Consider the following 14912-nt stretch of genomic DNA (forward strand, 5'->3'; position numbering starts at 1 on the left):
TCTCACCTATGCCGTACTGCCAGAAGCGTGATGTCGTCGTAGATCTTCTGGGATCCGATAAACTGCATCAGCCTCGCGACAATTCCGGAAACAACCTTATCTGCGCTCTGACCCTTCAAGCGAAGCGCCTCGCTGCAGAGACGTTCGATGCCAAACAATTCTCCCGCACCGTTTTCTGCTTCTGTTACGCCATCCGTGTGCAGGAGTATGAGGTCGCCTTTCTCGAAGGCTATTTCACGGGTTTTGATGAATGCGGAAATATCGGCTTCCAGACCGATTGGGATGCCCAGATCCATGGTGTCGATGCGTTGGATTTCACCGTTTGACCGTATTATGACAACCTCCTCATGCTGTCCCGACAGGATCAACTCCTTGCCGTCATAATCGAGAAAGGCCAGGGTCAGATGCTTGTCTATTTTCGTTCTGACTATGTTTTTGAACAGGGCGCTGTTGAGATTCGCCAGGAATTTGACGGCGTCGGAGTTCCCGGCCTCCTGGAGGGCACGGGCGACGGACTGGACCATCAGCATCAACACGCCGCTTTCCAGCCCGTGGCCGGTGACGTCGCCGATGCCAATCTTCAGTCGCTTTCCGTTCTTCAATACGTCGTAATAGTCTCCGCCGACTTCCTCCGCCGGTCTCATATAGGCTGCGATCTCGATGTCCTGGAATTCCTCGAGCTCCTGTTGCAACGGAAGAACCATCAGCTGGATTCTCTCGGCGACGGCGAGCTCCGTCCCAAGACGGCGATTTTCCCGTTCGAGCTGCGCATTCAGTGCCGAAATCTCTTCCTTCTGATCTTCGATCTGGGCCGTTCGTTCTTCGACAAGCTGCTCGAGATTTTCGGTGTGATAGCTGATCTGCTCGGCCATCCGGTTGAAGGCTTCACCAGCGGCGCCGACCTCATCCTTGCTTGTGATCGCCACCCTGACGGAATAGTCCTGCGCCTGAATCCGTTTAGCGGCACCCGCAAGTGCGCTGATGCCGCTCGTTATCCGTTTCGAAGCCGCAAACACGGCGATCGCCACGACAAGCAGCGATATCAGGATTGCCAGGATCTGGTAGATCACGATCCGGTTGGTGGCTTCGGAAATTTTCGCCTGGGCGGCATAGAGGGAGGCATCGATTTCCCGTTCCGGCACGACCAATCCCAGCAGCATCGCCTCCTGCCGAACCGGGCCGCTGGACCAGAGATTGGTGGCGGGCAGCTTCTTTACCATGACGATATAGGGAACCTGGTCGCCCTCCCGCTGCAATAGCAGATGTTGAATGCCCTGTTCCCGGTCGAGCGCCAGCTGCGCTATCGCGGGCTGGGAACTTCCCTTCAAGGAACGCTCCAGCCCGGTCACCCCGGTTCCGCTCGCCTCGCTGGCGGAACGCAGGCCCAGCGTTTCTTCGCCCGTGGCGTTGATTGCGATCACGTTGCCGTCGGACATTGCCAGAAATCCAAAGCCGGACTGCGCCACTTTCACATTTTCGACGGTTTGGGCGAGCTGGTCGAGCGTGATGTCGGCGCCGGCCGTCCCGGCGACATCCTTCCTGTCGGCGGTCCAGAGCGGGTGAAAGAAGCTGACGATCAGCTTGCCAGTGATGGCATCCGTATAGGGCGCCGTCTGTGTGATATCATCCGCGACCGGTCGCGTTTTCGCGTCTCCGGCCCAGCTTTGCCAGGACTCGTAAAGGCCGGGAAAGAAGAAATTCCAGAAATCGGCTTCGTTGTGCCCGGGGTAGAGCCGATCGAAGGTCTGCGCCTGGTCGGTGTAGGGCGCCGTCCTGAAGATCGGTCGTTCCTTCGGTCCGATGTAATACATTTGCAGTTTTGAAGCGCCATGTTGCAGCAGGCTCGGGGCAACCAGATCGAGAACCGCGCTTGCCTCGATATCGCGCTTGATATCGGCTGTCGGCTGATGGTCCTGTCCGAGCAGGTAACCCCAGACGCTCACCACCGAAGCGGAACCAGGCGCATTCTGAGACCATTTCCCCTGCTCGTCGTAAAAAACACTGACGCTGCCGGGGGACGTGCGGGCAATCGCCGCGCCGACGTCTGTATTGCGGGCAGGATTGTCGATCTGCGCCTGGAGCACGCCTGCCAAAGTATCGACGTCGTTGTGAACCTGCCGCAGGAGCAGGCCCACCTGGGCTGCGGTCGAATCGGCATAGGTGCGTATATACTCCTGGCTGGCGGCCTCGAGACCCTGGCCGACCTCGAGCGTCGCGTCACGCGACAGTCTCTGCACATTCCAGAGCGCCAGGCCACCGCTGACCAGCAAATCGAAGAGAACGGCTCCGCCGACGACCAGGATGAATTTCGCCCGAAACGACCTCAGTCCCACTGATCTCTTCGATGATCCCCCGTCCATTACAGCGGCTTTCGACCAGAGGCAGCCCAGATCGGCCAGCCTGCGTAACCTTTGGGGTGAAGAGCGGCAAAGACGTGATCCTTGAAGCCCTGCCGGAACCTGCGGATGAAGTCCGGCGAGTCGCCGCGGCGGACCGCCATCTCGCCCGCATAGACGCTTTCCCAGGCTTCGATGATGTCTGCGAAATCCTGGGGATCCCCGTCAAGGTTGGTGACCATGAAGCAATCGACCTTGATGTCCTCCAATCCGGCGTTGAGGAGGAGATGACGGCTTTTCGGTCCCATCTCCACGTCCATGTCGAAGTGCCTGAATAATTTTGCGACTTCCTCATAGGTCCATCTGATCGAGTCGGCATGTGGCTCTCCCAGACAATGGGAATTCTTTTCATTGGTGATGTAGACGCGGCCGCCGGGTTTGCAGATGCGATAAAGCTCCCGCAGGAGAATTTCGGGGCGATTGAAAATCTGCAGCGAGTGCCGGCAGGTCACGAAATCGAACTGATTGTCCCGAAGCAGCATCTGAGAAGCGTCGCCATACGTGTACTCGATGCCTTCCAGACCGAACTCGGCGGCGACCTTGCGGGCATATTCGAGACTGCGCGTGGAGTGGTCCAGTGCGACAAGGCGCGTTGGGTTGAATTCGCGGTGAACCAGAGCTGCGAAATCGCCAATGCCGCAGCAGATATCGGCCATAGCAAGACCGCTGCGCAGACCATGGCGCGGCAAGAGTTCGCGCTCGTGCCTCCATGTCATTTTCGTCTGCGTCCGCAGAATGGGTATGAAGCTCTCGTCCTCGACGAAGCTTTGACCTGGATAAAAGGCAGAATCATAGACTTCGACCGACAGGTTCGATTGGGATTCCGTCAGCATCTCGAACAGCGACGCGGACCATACCATCACGCTCGAGGTAATGATCTTGATCTGCCGTTCCGGCTTGGCGCGGCAAGCCGCCGCAAGGACATCGGCCAGGGCGGTGAAGGCCGTCATATTGATGTGCGTCAGGCGTTTGACGTTGAGATAAACGACACCGCTGTATTTTTCCAAACTTTGCCGTATCAGCTCGAGGGCATCGGCAATTTCGGCGGTGCTTTCGGGCCGCATCTTGCCGGACAGCACGAGCTCTTGATTTGTCGGATCAAAGCGCGCAGTGAAGGGCAGGGGAAGAAGGCTCATCGGAAGTCCTCGTCGGAGGGAAAATCCGCAACAATTTCGACCCCATCCGCGCCGCCTTGCTCGACCCGGATCGCTGCGCCGAATATTGTTTTCAAACTGTTGAGCAAAGCCGTCCCATCGGACCTGGCAGCCAGGTGACCAGACGCGCTGACCAGGGCAGGCTGTGCTTCACCTGTACTTGGCTCGGTGTGCTTGCGGCCAAAATCCTCCTCGCAGGGAAAGGCAATTCTCAGCCGATTGAACGTCGCGCTGCGATAGAGACTGAAACTTATCGTTCCCTGCTTGTCCGTCGCACGGGAGGCGAGTTCGATGAGTTCGTTCGCCGCGACTGAAAGGAAGTTCGAGTAGCGAGCGGGATCGCTGTGACCCTGGCCGAGGATGTCGGAGAGATATTCGGTAATCTCGTCGCAATACTGCCAATGGGATTTGAACACCGCAACATTCATCTCCAGCGATACCATCGGCGAAAACGCCTGGTCATCGAAGCGGGATGCTGTCTCTTCCAATACACCCTCCCTTCGTCTGTCTATAGCGTCAGATTTGCACCGGTTTCAGTAGCATAGAGAAAATTGGGCCGCGCGCTATCGTCTCGTGTTGCTTTTAGTTTCTTCCGCCCGGCTTATGAATTCGTCGATTGCCGCTACGGGAAGTGGCCTGCTCACCAGATAGCCCTGCAGCCTGTCGCAGCCCACACCTCGCAGCCATTCCGCCTGACCTGGTGTCTCGACCCCCTCTGCAGTCACCTGCATGTCGAGGTCGTGCGCGAGGTTCACGACACAGCGGACGATTGCCTGGCTCTTCGGGTCGGTCTCGAGATCGGTGATAAAATATTTGTCGATTTTGATCGTGTCGAAAGGGAATGTCTTGAGATAGCTCAGAGACGAATACTCCGTGCCGAAGTCATCAAGCGAAATTCGTATTCCCAGCACGTTCAGAGTGATCAGGGTGTCGATGTTGTTGACGGTCCGCTCGAGCAGCACGCTTTCGGTTATTTCGAGCTCCAGACGGTCGGGCGGAAGTCCGACGAGGTCGAGCGTCTGGGAAATACGGTCGGTGAGGCCGCTTGTCAGGAATTCAGTCACCGATAAATTGACGGCGACCAGGTAGTTCTCCGGCCACTTCATCGCCTCACGACATGCCTGCTCCAAAACCCAGGCACCTATATCCGGCATCATTCCATCCGCCTCGGCCATCGGGATGAACGCCGCCGGCGGAATTTTTCCGAGCAGGGGGTGCTGCCATCGCAGCAATGCTTCGAAGCCGACAACGCAGCCGCCTTCGGCAATCGGTTGGTATTCGACATAGAACTGCTGTTGGTCGAGCGCCGTGCGCAGGCTGCGCCGCAACAGTTCCCGTTGCTCCAGTAATTCTAGCATTGTCGGGTCAAAGGCTTTTGCCCGACCGCGCCCTTCCTTCTTGGCAGCGTAGAGCGCGAGGTCGGAAGCCTTCATAAGCTGTTCCGGACTCGTCCCGTCCGACGGCGCGGTGGATATGCCGATGCTGGTACCGACAAAGACCGCGATCCCGTCTATCGTAAAGGGTTTTTTGAATGCGGCAACCAGGTCTTCCGCCAAGCGGTGCGCTTTGGCCGGATGTCCCCCGTCCACACAAATCACTGTGAATTCGTCACCGGCCAATCGGTAGGCTTGATCATCTTGGGAAAGGCAGGCTTGGATACGCCTTGCCGCCGATTGAAGGAGCTTGTCGCCAGCAGCATGCCCGAGCGTATCGTTGACGGGCTTGAAATCGTCGAGGTCGAGCTGCATCAATGAGAGGGGCTCGCTCGAGCCAGCGGTCTCCTGCAACAGCGCGGTCAGGTCCTCGCTGAACTGGCGCCGGTTCGGCAGCCCTGTCAGCGGATCATGGGTGGCGAGATGCAAAAGGGTTGCGCGCTCGTCGTCGACCTGCTCCTCGGATCGGACCACGGCAAACAGATCACCAATCCGATAGATCGTCAGGTCATGTGGGCTGCCGAGAGCGCCTGATATGCGCAAAGGCTGGGAGCTATCATCCAGTGAACGGAAAGCCAGCATGATTGCCGACTTGTCCAGCTCCGGAAAATGCTCCCAAAAAGAAGCGGCTGGTTTGACAGAAGGTGGCAGCGCGCTGCCAAGCAAATCTTCAACGGGATTGAATTCGCGGTCAAAGAACAAAAGCCGGTCGATCAAGCCGGAAGTTATTGGCTCCGTTTTTTCGAGGGCCAAGCGGGCAGCAGGAAATTTCCGCATGTCGGAGGCTCTCCCTAATCAAATGTCCTACCAGATAATAAAGCAACTTAACTCCCGCACAACTTGTGCACGTTAAGAAATACATTAGGCATTTCTGATTAACAATCCCCAACCTCTGCCAACACGTCCACAGCTGTGGACGCGCCTGCACTGATCTGACGGAGTTGTTGGCCGCCACCATAGAAGCGGCGGTAGGGGCTGACGAGAGAACGGATTTCCGAGCGATTGTTCGTGCGGCTGCGGATCAGGTAATGGCAGCCCACAGCTCGCGCACCATCTGGCGCAGCGCCAGCGCCTCGGCCCATCTGTCCGTGGAGTCGTTGCCGTCTCTGCCGGTGATAGCATAGGGTTTGGGGCCCAATTCGCACGTAAAGACCAGCTCGGCGTCCTCAGCCGAGCGTGATCGCCAATGGCGAAAGCCATAGTCCCACCATTGCAGGAAGAGGTCGAGCCAGGGCCGGTGGTGCGGAAAGGAGATCTCAATCTGCACCTGTTCGCACGAGGCAACGCGGCCGTGAAAGGCATGTGCATTCTGCAGGATGCGGCGGATGAAGGCGTGATTTTCCTCATCGACCGGAAAGGCAAATTCGCGCCCGACGAGGAAATGCGACAGGTCGGCCAGCAGCGGCAGATCGGGACGGCGTTCAAGCAGATCCAGCGTAAAGAACAGGTCCGTCGTCATCCTGTCTCGATGGGTTTCGATGAATACCGGGATGCCCGCATCTTCGGCGAGCCGCATCCAACCATCGAGAAGCGGCAGGCAATCGTCGATCCGGCGGGGACGGATATCCGGCTGCAGGTTGATGTGGCTGACCGGAAAGGCCGCGGCAAGTTCCAGCGGCAGACGCAAATCCTCGACGCAACGGGGAAAGCAGACCGCTTCGATCTTCAAGCCGGTGCCCTGGATGGCTTGGTTGAGGCGGATCACATCCCCATGGCTGGTATAGTGCGCACTGATGCCGTCGAAGCCCGCTTCGGAGATCGCAGCGATGTTGTCGTCGAGTCTCAGCTCGACCCCGTCCGTGTTCCGGCGTTCCATGGCCCAGAGCGACTGGAAGATCAGGAGCTTCTGCATCATGCGGCCCGCGCGCTTTTCAGGAGGGTTTTCAGGTTCACCCCCGGGTCGGCCAATGCCGCCGGTTCCGGTCTGATAGATGCGGCGATCAGCATTTCGGCAAGCTTGATATGCTTGGCCAGGCTGTTGCCGAACCCAAGACCCGCGACGGCCACCAATCGCCCATCATCGAGATAAAATTCGAGCTCTCCCTCCGCCGTCGTACGCAAGACGGTCTGGTGCGCGGGCTGCGGCCGTCCCGCTATCTGCAGACCAAGATCGTACTGATCGGACCAGAACCAGGGAACGGCGGCAAAAGTCTCGGCAGCGCCGGCCATGTTCCGCGCTGCGGTCTCGGCCTGCATTCTGGCATTGCGCCAGCTTTCATGGCGGATGTGCCCTCCGCCGGGTTGGGCCACGGCGGCACAATCGCCGGCGGCAAATATGTTCGGGGCACTGGTGCGAAGACATGCGTCCGTCAGAATTCCATTTGCCGTGGCCAGCCCCGATGCTTCTGCCAAGGTCATTTCAGGGACGACCCCGATGGCGCTGACGACGAGGTCAGCCGGTAGGATGCTGCCATCGCTCAAAACCACACCATCCTCGCCGATTGCCGCAACGGTCCGATCAAGATGGAAGCGAACACCTTCGGCAGCGTGCCGGGCATGCAGCTTGTCGGCAAAGCGGGCAGGGACGGCGCGGCCCAAAACTTTCGGCGCGGTTTCGATCACGCTCACCGCAACGTCCTTTCCGCGAAGGACCGCTGCGAGCTCCATCCCGATCAGCCCTGCGCCGATGATCGCAACTCGCCGGCCGGGCGCGACATTGGCGAAGATCGCTTCGGCGTCGGCGTGGGTGCGGAAGTCGAGCGCGCGTTCCGCGCCGGGGCACGCAAGCCGTCTCGGCCTTGCGCCGGTGGCCAGCAGCAGCTTTTCGTAACCCAACACCCGCCCGTCGCTCAACGATACTGTCGCAGCGACGGCATCCAGCTTTGAGACCGAGCAGCCCTCGAGATAGGAGATGCCGGCCGCCTCCAGCGCTTCTCTCGCGCAGATCGGCGTCATCTGCACCATACCGCCGACCGGTTTCGACAGAGGCGGCCGCTCATAGGGTAGGTGGGGTTCGGCTCCGACCAGCGTCACGGGTCTGCGATAGCCCGCCTCGCGCAGGGCAAAGGCCGCCCGGGTTCCGGACTCGCCAGCGCCTATGATGACGATACCGTCCATGCTGTTCTCCGAAAATACAGATTGATTCACGTCATCACCCCTGGTGTGCGGCTCACCCGTTCTCTTCCTGGAAGGCCCGGCCTTTCTGAGAGGTGCCGGCTAACCAAGTGCCACGCGCACCTCGCCGTCGACCACCTCCGCCGGGTAGGTCTTCAGGTTTTCGCAGGCCGGCAGCCTCAGCGCTTCACCGGTGCGATAGTCGAAGGCGCCCGAATGTTTCGGACACTCGACCTCGAAATCAATGACCAGCCCGTCGGCGAGATGGATCGCCTCGTGTGTGCAGAGCCCTGCAGTGCAGTAGACGCTGTCATCCGGACCACGGTAGATCGCGTAGGTGCGCCCGCCATGGTCGAAGCGGATGGCGCCTTCCTGTTCGATGTCCTCGAGTTTGCCAGCGGTGATCCAGGTCATTCGGCGGCGCCTCCGGCTTCCAGGCTGGCTTTGCGGGCCGCGAGTTTTTCCTTTCGCCTGCGGTAGCGCTCCTGCATCTGCGCCTCGCCTTCAGGCGAGCCGTCGTGCCAGGTGCCGAACCACTTATCGAGCGGGATCAGGGCGTCGCCGTAATTCACCTCGAAATATTTGTGGTGGAGGTAATGGGCGTAGGCGTGGCTATCGACCAGCCCCTCCCTTCCGACCTCGATCTTGTCGAAGCCGACATGGCCGGGAATTGCCCCGAAGCCGGCATAGTGCAGCTGATAGAGCATGATGACCGGGTTGGAGGGGAGGATCAGGTGGTAAAATGCGGTGCCGAAGTAGAGCAGATGCTCGACCGGATGCATCGACAGCGACGACCAGGGCGAGGGGTTGACCGAGTTGTGGTGGACCGAGTGCACCCATTTGTAGAGGAAGGGCGTGTGGATGAGCCGGTGGATGCAGAAGAAGTGGAATTCATGGATGACCGGAACCACGAGCGCGACGAGTGCCAGCGTCCAGGGATTTTCCGCAAAGCCGAGCCACGGCGCATAGCCGTTGGCATAGGCCCAGAGCATGCCGACCTCGGCGGCGGTCCAGATGGTGACGCCCGAAAGGAAGGTGCGCAAAATATTGTCGAGGTTCTGGCTTTGGAACCAGAAGACGTTGTTTCTCTGTTCGCCGGGAAACTTGCCATTGTACTTGAAGCGGTTTTCCTGGCGCTTCAGAACATAGAGATGCAGTTCGAAGGCGCCGTAGAACAGAAACACGCAGATCGCATTCACCGCGTAAAGCCGCGCGATCCAGCCGAGGCTCAGCGTCTGCATCGTGGCGACGGGGGGAATGATCCACGCCCAATAGGCGAGCGCGGAGGCTGCAAAAATCAGATTCCAGGGAAGGAAGTAGTGCGGCAACCATTTCAGGACCGCCGTCAGTTGCGGCGGGAAGGCGAAAAGCGGCGCGGTTTCGGCCGGCCGGTCCGGCGCCCAATCGCCGCGTTTGTTGCGCTTGCCGAAGTTCAGATCATCCATTGGCATCTCCTCCGGGCGCCGGACGCCTCCGTGCCCGCACATATGTTTGCTGGGGAGAGCGCCATTTGCGCCTTTGGTCAGCCGGCTCTTGCCGCGCCGGATTGCCTCCCTGATGCGAAATTAGCAGCGGGGGTTCAGAACGGCGAAGCCTTCCTTGATCTAATTAGATCAAAGGCCTTCCTTGGTGATGGTGATGAAGCGGATCGGTGCCTGGTCCGGTTTGATATCGGTCAGGCCGATGCGGTGCAGAACGAGATCGAGCGCCCGCCGCGCCTGCGCCTCCGGCGCCTGATCCAGCACGACATCCATGATGCCGTCCTCTAGCGCCGCGCGGGTATAGTCCGTCAATTCATGGCCGACGAAGAACACGTCGCCGCCGCGCGGATGCCGGCGAAGTACCTCGATAAGGGCGGAGTTGGCGCCGCCGGCATTGTAGAGACCGGCGAGGTCCGGATAGTTCGCCAGGGCGGACCACAGGAGATCGGCGCTGGTGCGCTCCTCATCACCACCGAACCCCAGCCATTCGAAATTCGAGGTGCCGGGATGATCGCGGAAATAGTCCGAAAAGCCGCGGATCCGGTCGCGATGCACCTGATAGATGGGATGGCAGATCGCAACGACAGGCCCAGTTCGAAGTGCCATTCGGCTGATATAGAGCGCAGCCGTCCGGCCGGCGGCATTATTGTCGATGCCGACGAACTCCCCGACGCGCTCGGAAGCCCGGGTGACGACCTGGACCACGGGCAGGCCTTGCGAATTTACCTTTTCCACCGCGGCACTGATCAGGGGGCTGCTTGGCACGGCAAGGATCAAGCCAGCGCGTGAAAGGTCGGTGGAGAGGATGCGTCGCGCAATCGCCTCCGGATTCATCTCGTCCGTGAAACTGCGGTGCACGACCACCAACGGATCGAGAGTCGCTGCAATCCTTTCGAAGGCGTGGGATAGGCGACGATAGAAGCTCGTTTCCGGACGAACCATCAGCACTTCTATCCGGAGCAGGCCGCGATGGGTGTCGGGAAGCTTGCGCGGATAGTCCAGGTGACGCGCGGCGGATATGACCTTCTCGACCAGTTCCGGCCGAACGCCCCCGCGTCCGTTCAGGACCCGCTCGACCGTGGCCGTCCCGACGCCGGCGTGGCGGGCGATATCCCGATAATTCGGCTTGCTCACTTTCCAGTCCTTCGGATGCTAACGCGATGTGGTCGAACCTATGGGCAATTTTTGCTTCTTCATACAGCCGGGCGCCAAAACGCACAGGCAGTGACGCAACGCAAAGCTTGTTTCGCGGGTGCAGCCGATCTATGATTTCTCACAATTCAGCATGAGATTGCAGGCAGAATTTCACCGTTAAACCGGCACGGTAGGCTTTGTCCCTCCGGCCGGGCGAAGGAGCTGGGCAATGAAAATTCTCATGGTTCTCACATCACATGATCAGCTGGGAAATACCGGCAAAAAAACCGGCTTCTGGCTTGAGGAGCTCGCGGCTCCTTACTTCGTCTTCCGTGACGCCGGGGCCGAGGTCGTACTCGCGTCGCCCAAAGGGGGCCAGCCTCCGCTCGACCCTAAGAGCAACGAGCCAGCATTCCAGACGGAAGACACGAGGCGATTTGAAAAAGATTCGGCCGCGACCGCTGCGCTCGCCAGCACGTTGAGGCTGTCCGACATCGACCAGGCCGATTATGACACTGTGTTCTTCCCCGGCGGCCATGGCCCGCTTTGGGACCTGACGAACGACCGCAATGCGCACTCACTGATCGAGGAGACACTTGAGGCGGGAAAGCCGCTGGCACTCGTCTGCCACGCACCGGGAATCCTGACCAATGTCAAGGCGCCAGACGGCGCGCCGATCGCGAAGGGTCGCACTGTGACCGGCTTTACCAATTCCGAGGAGGCCGCCGTGCAGCTCGTCGAGGTCGTGCCTTATCTGCTCGAAGACGTGCTGAGAGAACAGGGGGCTAGGTTTTCAGCGACTGATGACTGGGCGGTGCATGTGGTCCAGGATGGGCTGCTGATCACCGGACAGAACCCGGCCTCGTCGAAGCAGGCCGCACGCCTGCTGCTCAACGCGCTCGGTAATCAGGCCGCAGCATGACGCGCATGGGAGAAACGTGTCTGCGGTGCGGTGCAGTTGGGCTTCGAGCGATTTTTCTTAAAGAAAAGCTTTGGCGCAGTGTCGGATCGGCGAGGGCTTGTCCGTCCTTAGCTCGTTCATTCCGTCTACAAAAGGATCACCATCATGCCAAGCACCATACGCCTGCACCGCGTTTTCGCGACCAGCCCGGAGAAGGTCTATCGCGCCTTCATCGAGGCTGACGCGCTTGCCAAATGGCTGCCGCCGAACGGCTTCCTCTGCACCGTGCACCACCTGGAACCGACCGTCGGCGGCACCTTCAGAATGTCTTTCCGCAACTTCACGACCGGCAACAGCCACGCCTTCGGCGGCGAATTTCTCGAGCTCGTCCCTGGCGAACGCGTTCGTTATACGGACAAGTTCGAAGACCCGAACCTGCCGGGCGAAATGGAAGTTACCGTGACGTTGAAGAAAGTCTCGGTCGGCACCGAGGTGGATATCACCCAGGCCGGCGTGCCGGATCTCATCCCGCCCGAAGCCTGCTACCTCGGCTGGCAGGAGTCTCTGCGCAACCTTGCCCGGGTCATCGAGCCGGATATCAACGAATAGTGTGACTGCGCGAGACTAGACGTGCCGCGCAGCCGCTTGCCACTTCTCCGCCCGTCATTCCACAATATTCCGTGGAACGGGGGCGGAGAGGCGGGAGTTGCAGGCGCTGGGGGTGGTCGGCCGCGGTCGGCCGAATTCTAAGTAATGAGCGCTTTGCTTTATTGTGCTGATCGTCTAGCGCGCGGGAAGCAGCGAAGACAGCCAGAGGGAATAGGTCAGGGATATGCCAGTCGACCACAAGACCATCGGCAGTGTCATCGCCTCAGAGATCAGCCTGGCCGTTTCCTGTGGATCGAGCTCCCAGGAAAACAGCGCGACCGCCTGTTCCGGCTGGCGAGTCTCCGGGAGTGCTTTCTGCATGTCTTCGAGCACGGACGCGGTAGCGGCTTGTTCGGCTGCTGACGCGTTCTGAACTGGAACAATCGCGGTATTGGCATTGTTTTCGGCTTCGCCGGACATTTGGAGCTCCTTGTTTGGTTTCGTTGGTAGAAAGCCGATCCGGGGCTAGAAGTTTCATGACATGTCGATGAAGTGATCGGCGTGGACTCAGCCGATGCTGACCTGATCGAGGAAAAGTGGAAACGCTCTGAACCCCTCGCTTCGTCAACGCCTCGCGCACGCCGTCGCACCCCATTGCTCATTAGGCCTGAGCTCTGCGATTTCAGCCTCGGCGATCGCCGTCGCGCGCGTGCCCCGCCGACAAGAGGCCTCTCTCGCAGCGAACTCGGCCAGAAATTAACTGTCGCAAGAAAATCGCCTTCCATTTCGCAGTATATATGTTAACACTTTATTAGGAGTGGGGAGTATTCCGGTTTGATCTAAGAAAAAAATGGCGTTGTTGCCGGTAAATATCGGCGCGGCGGTGCGTTTTCGCGCTTCCGGCCGGTTTTATAAACTTGAATCAGTGCTGGTTTACTTGTGTTGTTTGTGGGGGTATTTTGATGGGTACGCAAAGCAGCGGCGGTGGCAGCACGATTTCTTTCGCCAATACGCCACAGGCGACGGATGACTCTTACATTTGGACGGAAGACCAGCTGCTCAGTCTCCAGCTCTACAATGCGGCTACCAAAACCATAACCCTCGACGTGATGTCGAATGATCTTGGCGGGAATGCCAAATCCCTGTTCTCCGTCGACGATGGAGACGGCAATCCAATTACCACCGACTATGAGCTGCTTGCGAAAGACGTCGGAGCGAATGGGGCATCTGCCTGGGAGAAGACCCTGCTCGGCAATTGGGTCAGGATCAACAATGGAAAGATGGAATACCGTCTTAGCGATGGAAGCGGCATCGCGGGCTCGGGCGCGGATATCAACACGCTGTCTGCCGGTGAAATCCTCAAAGATAGTTTCGTCTACGCGATACGACTCGGCAATGGCACGCTGAGCGAGGCAAATGTCACGATTTCGCTCACCGGCGCCAACGATGCGGCTTCGATCGTCGTCGATGCGACGGTCAGCGACGACCGGGCGACGGTCGAGGCGGGTGCGGCCGGCAGCGGCGATCCGAATGCCTCCGGCAAGCTGACGGTCAGCGATGTCGACGACAGCGAGGCGGTGTTTGCCGCCCCGGCCTCGCTCGACGGCATCTATGGCAGCTTCAGCTTCAATGCCGCCACCGGCAGCTGGACCTATACGCTCGACAACGACCGGGCGGCGACGCAGGCGCTCAACCAGGGCGACGCCGTCAGCGACACGCTGAGCGTCAGCTCGCTCGACGGCACGGCCAGCCACAACATCGTCGTCGCCATCACCGGCGCAGATGATGGGCCAGCTAGGCAGGCACCGACTGACATTAAGCTGACGCCCGTCGTTCCGGCGGACAGCGTCAACTTCAATAATTTCGAGTTCAGTGGTCTGCTGTCGGCGACTGATCCCGACGCAGGTGGATTCAGCTTCAGCATTGCTTCGCAGTCGAATCCGGGCTTGTTTTCGATAACCGGCAATACGCTTAATTCGGATGCGCTATCAACGAACGGCACATTTTCAGTGACGGTAACGGCAACGCAGACCGGTGATCCGATGGGGCCAGCCTTCGAAAAGACCGAGACGTTCACGATGATCACCGGTGGTAATGGCAATTCAGTCGACAATCCGAGCGGTGGGACGGGCGACGATGTGCTCTACGGCGGTGGCGGTAACGATATGATGTTTGGGCTCGGAGGTGACGACACTCTTTTCGGCCAAGACGGCAACGACACCCTCAACGGTGGTGTCGGCAATAATACCCTGACCGGGGGCGTGGGAAATGACACTTTCTTCTTCCAGAAGTTTGCCAACACCACGAACCATATGACTGACTTCAACGCCGGGACGAATAGCACAACCGTGGATAAGTTCCAGTTGGACGTTGGAGGCGGCACGTTCGAGTTCGCGGTCGGCAACAACGATATAAGCGTTGACAATGTGAAGGTGGGGAACAACGGCACGATCAATGTTGCCGGAACGGAGGTGGCCGTCAAAACGGACGTGAGTGTCACGAACGCAACGGTCCAGAGCACCATCAATGGTTACAGCAACATCACCACAGGAGCTTTGTTCGTGTTCCACAATACGGATCTCGGCCATGCGGCAGTCTACTACGATCAGAACCCAAGTTCAGCCGGCGGCGCGGTGCTGGTTGCTGAATTCGACAACATCACCACCCTCGGCGGGCTTGCAAACTTCAACTCGGGTGACTTCCTGTTTGGCTGAGGCGGTCTGTGATCACGACCAGGATTCACGGGGCTCGCAGAAGATGAGGCACTTTTC

The 14912-nt window shown here is 59.2% G+C and carries 13 protein-coding genes; 3 read left to right on the forward strand and 10 right to left on the reverse strand.

Going from position 1 to position 14912, the window contains the following annotated elements; all coding sequences use genetic code 11:
• Positions 1-2: 2 nt before the first annotated feature.
• The 9 genes from FFR93_RS11505 to FFR93_RS11545 all read right to left on the reverse strand — a co-directional run bounded on the left by FFR93_RS11505 (position 3) and on the right by FFR93_RS11545 (position 10652).
• Positions 3-2360, reverse strand: coding sequence for a SpoIIE family protein phosphatase (locus FFR93_RS11505; RefSeq protein ID WP_138393301.1), 2358 nt, complete (start codon positions 2358-2360; stop codon positions 3-5).
• Entirely contained in the window at positions 2360-3532 is a 1173-nt protein-coding gene (locus tag FFR93_RS11510) for a class I SAM-dependent methyltransferase (RefSeq protein WP_138393302.1), read from the reverse strand. Before FFR93_RS11510 ends, FFR93_RS11505 begins: the two co-directional genes overlap by 1 nt.
• Complete coding sequence (locus tag FFR93_RS11515) at positions 3529-4038, reverse strand: hypothetical protein (protein WP_138393303.1); 510 nt, start codon at positions 4036-4038, stop codon at positions 3529-3531. The genes FFR93_RS11510 and FFR93_RS11515 overlap by 4 nt, the downstream gene beginning before the upstream one ends.
• A gap of 75 nt (positions 4039-4113) precedes the next feature.
• Positions 4114-5760, reverse strand: a complete 1647-nt coding sequence (locus tag FFR93_RS11520; RefSeq protein WP_138393304.1) for an EAL domain-containing protein — start codon at positions 5758-5760, stop codon at positions 4114-4116.
• Positions 5761-6004: 244 nt separating this feature from the next.
• A complete protein-coding gene (locus tag FFR93_RS11525; RefSeq protein WP_171049157.1) occupies positions 6005-6838 on the reverse strand; it encodes a sugar phosphate isomerase/epimerase in 834 nt (277 codons plus the stop codon).
• Positions 6835-8040 (reverse strand): FAD-dependent oxidoreductase, encoded by a 1206-nt coding sequence (locus FFR93_RS11530; protein WP_138393305.1) that lies wholly within the window; start codon positions 8038-8040, stop codon positions 6835-6837. Before FFR93_RS11530 ends, FFR93_RS11525 begins: the two co-directional genes overlap by 4 nt.
• 99 nt (positions 8041-8139) lie before the next feature.
• Positions 8140-8451, reverse strand: coding sequence for a MocE family 2Fe-2S type ferredoxin (locus FFR93_RS11535; RefSeq protein ID WP_138393306.1), 312 nt, complete (start codon positions 8449-8451; stop codon positions 8140-8142).
• Positions 8448-9482, reverse strand: a complete 1035-nt coding sequence (locus FFR93_RS11540; protein ID WP_064705408.1) for a sterol desaturase family protein — start codon at positions 9480-9482, stop codon at positions 8448-8450. The genes FFR93_RS11535 and FFR93_RS11540 overlap by 4 nt, the downstream gene beginning before the upstream one ends.
• A gap of 168 nt (positions 9483-9650) precedes the next feature.
• Positions 9651-10652, reverse strand: coding sequence for a LacI family DNA-binding transcriptional regulator (locus FFR93_RS11545; RefSeq protein WP_138393307.1), 1002 nt, complete (start codon positions 10650-10652; stop codon positions 9651-9653).
• Positions 10653-10881: 229 nt separating this feature from the next.
• Between FFR93_RS11545 and FFR93_RS11550 the strand changes: the two genes are divergently transcribed.
• Positions 10882-11574, forward strand: a complete 693-nt coding sequence (locus tag FFR93_RS11550; RefSeq protein ID WP_138393308.1) for a type 1 glutamine amidotransferase domain-containing protein — start codon at positions 10882-10884, stop codon at positions 11572-11574.
• Positions 11575-11718: 144 nt separating this feature from the next.
• Complete coding sequence (locus FFR93_RS11555; protein WP_064705405.1) at positions 11719-12162, forward strand: SRPBCC family protein; 444 nt, start codon at positions 11719-11721, stop codon at positions 12160-12162.
• Positions 12163-12336: 174 nt separating this feature from the next.
• On the opposite strand, the gene FFR93_RS11560 is transcribed toward FFR93_RS11555, so the two are convergent.
• Entirely contained in the window at positions 12337-12621 is a 285-nt protein-coding gene (locus tag FFR93_RS11560) for a hypothetical protein (RefSeq protein ID WP_138393309.1), read from the reverse strand.
• Between the two features lie 482 nt (positions 12622-13103).
• Between FFR93_RS11560 and FFR93_RS11570 the strand changes: the two genes are divergently transcribed.
• On the forward strand, positions 13104-14855 hold the full coding sequence (locus tag FFR93_RS11570) for a VCBS domain-containing protein (RefSeq protein ID WP_138393310.1): 1752 nt from the start codon (positions 13104-13106) through the stop codon (positions 14853-14855).
• The last annotated feature ends 57 nt before the right edge of the window (positions 14856-14912 follow it).

It is taken from the genome of Rhizobium sp. MHM7A (genome assembly GCF_005862215.1).
Taxonomy (GTDB): Bacteria; Pseudomonadota; Alphaproteobacteria; order Rhizobiales; family Rhizobiaceae; genus Rhizobium; species Rhizobium bangladeshense.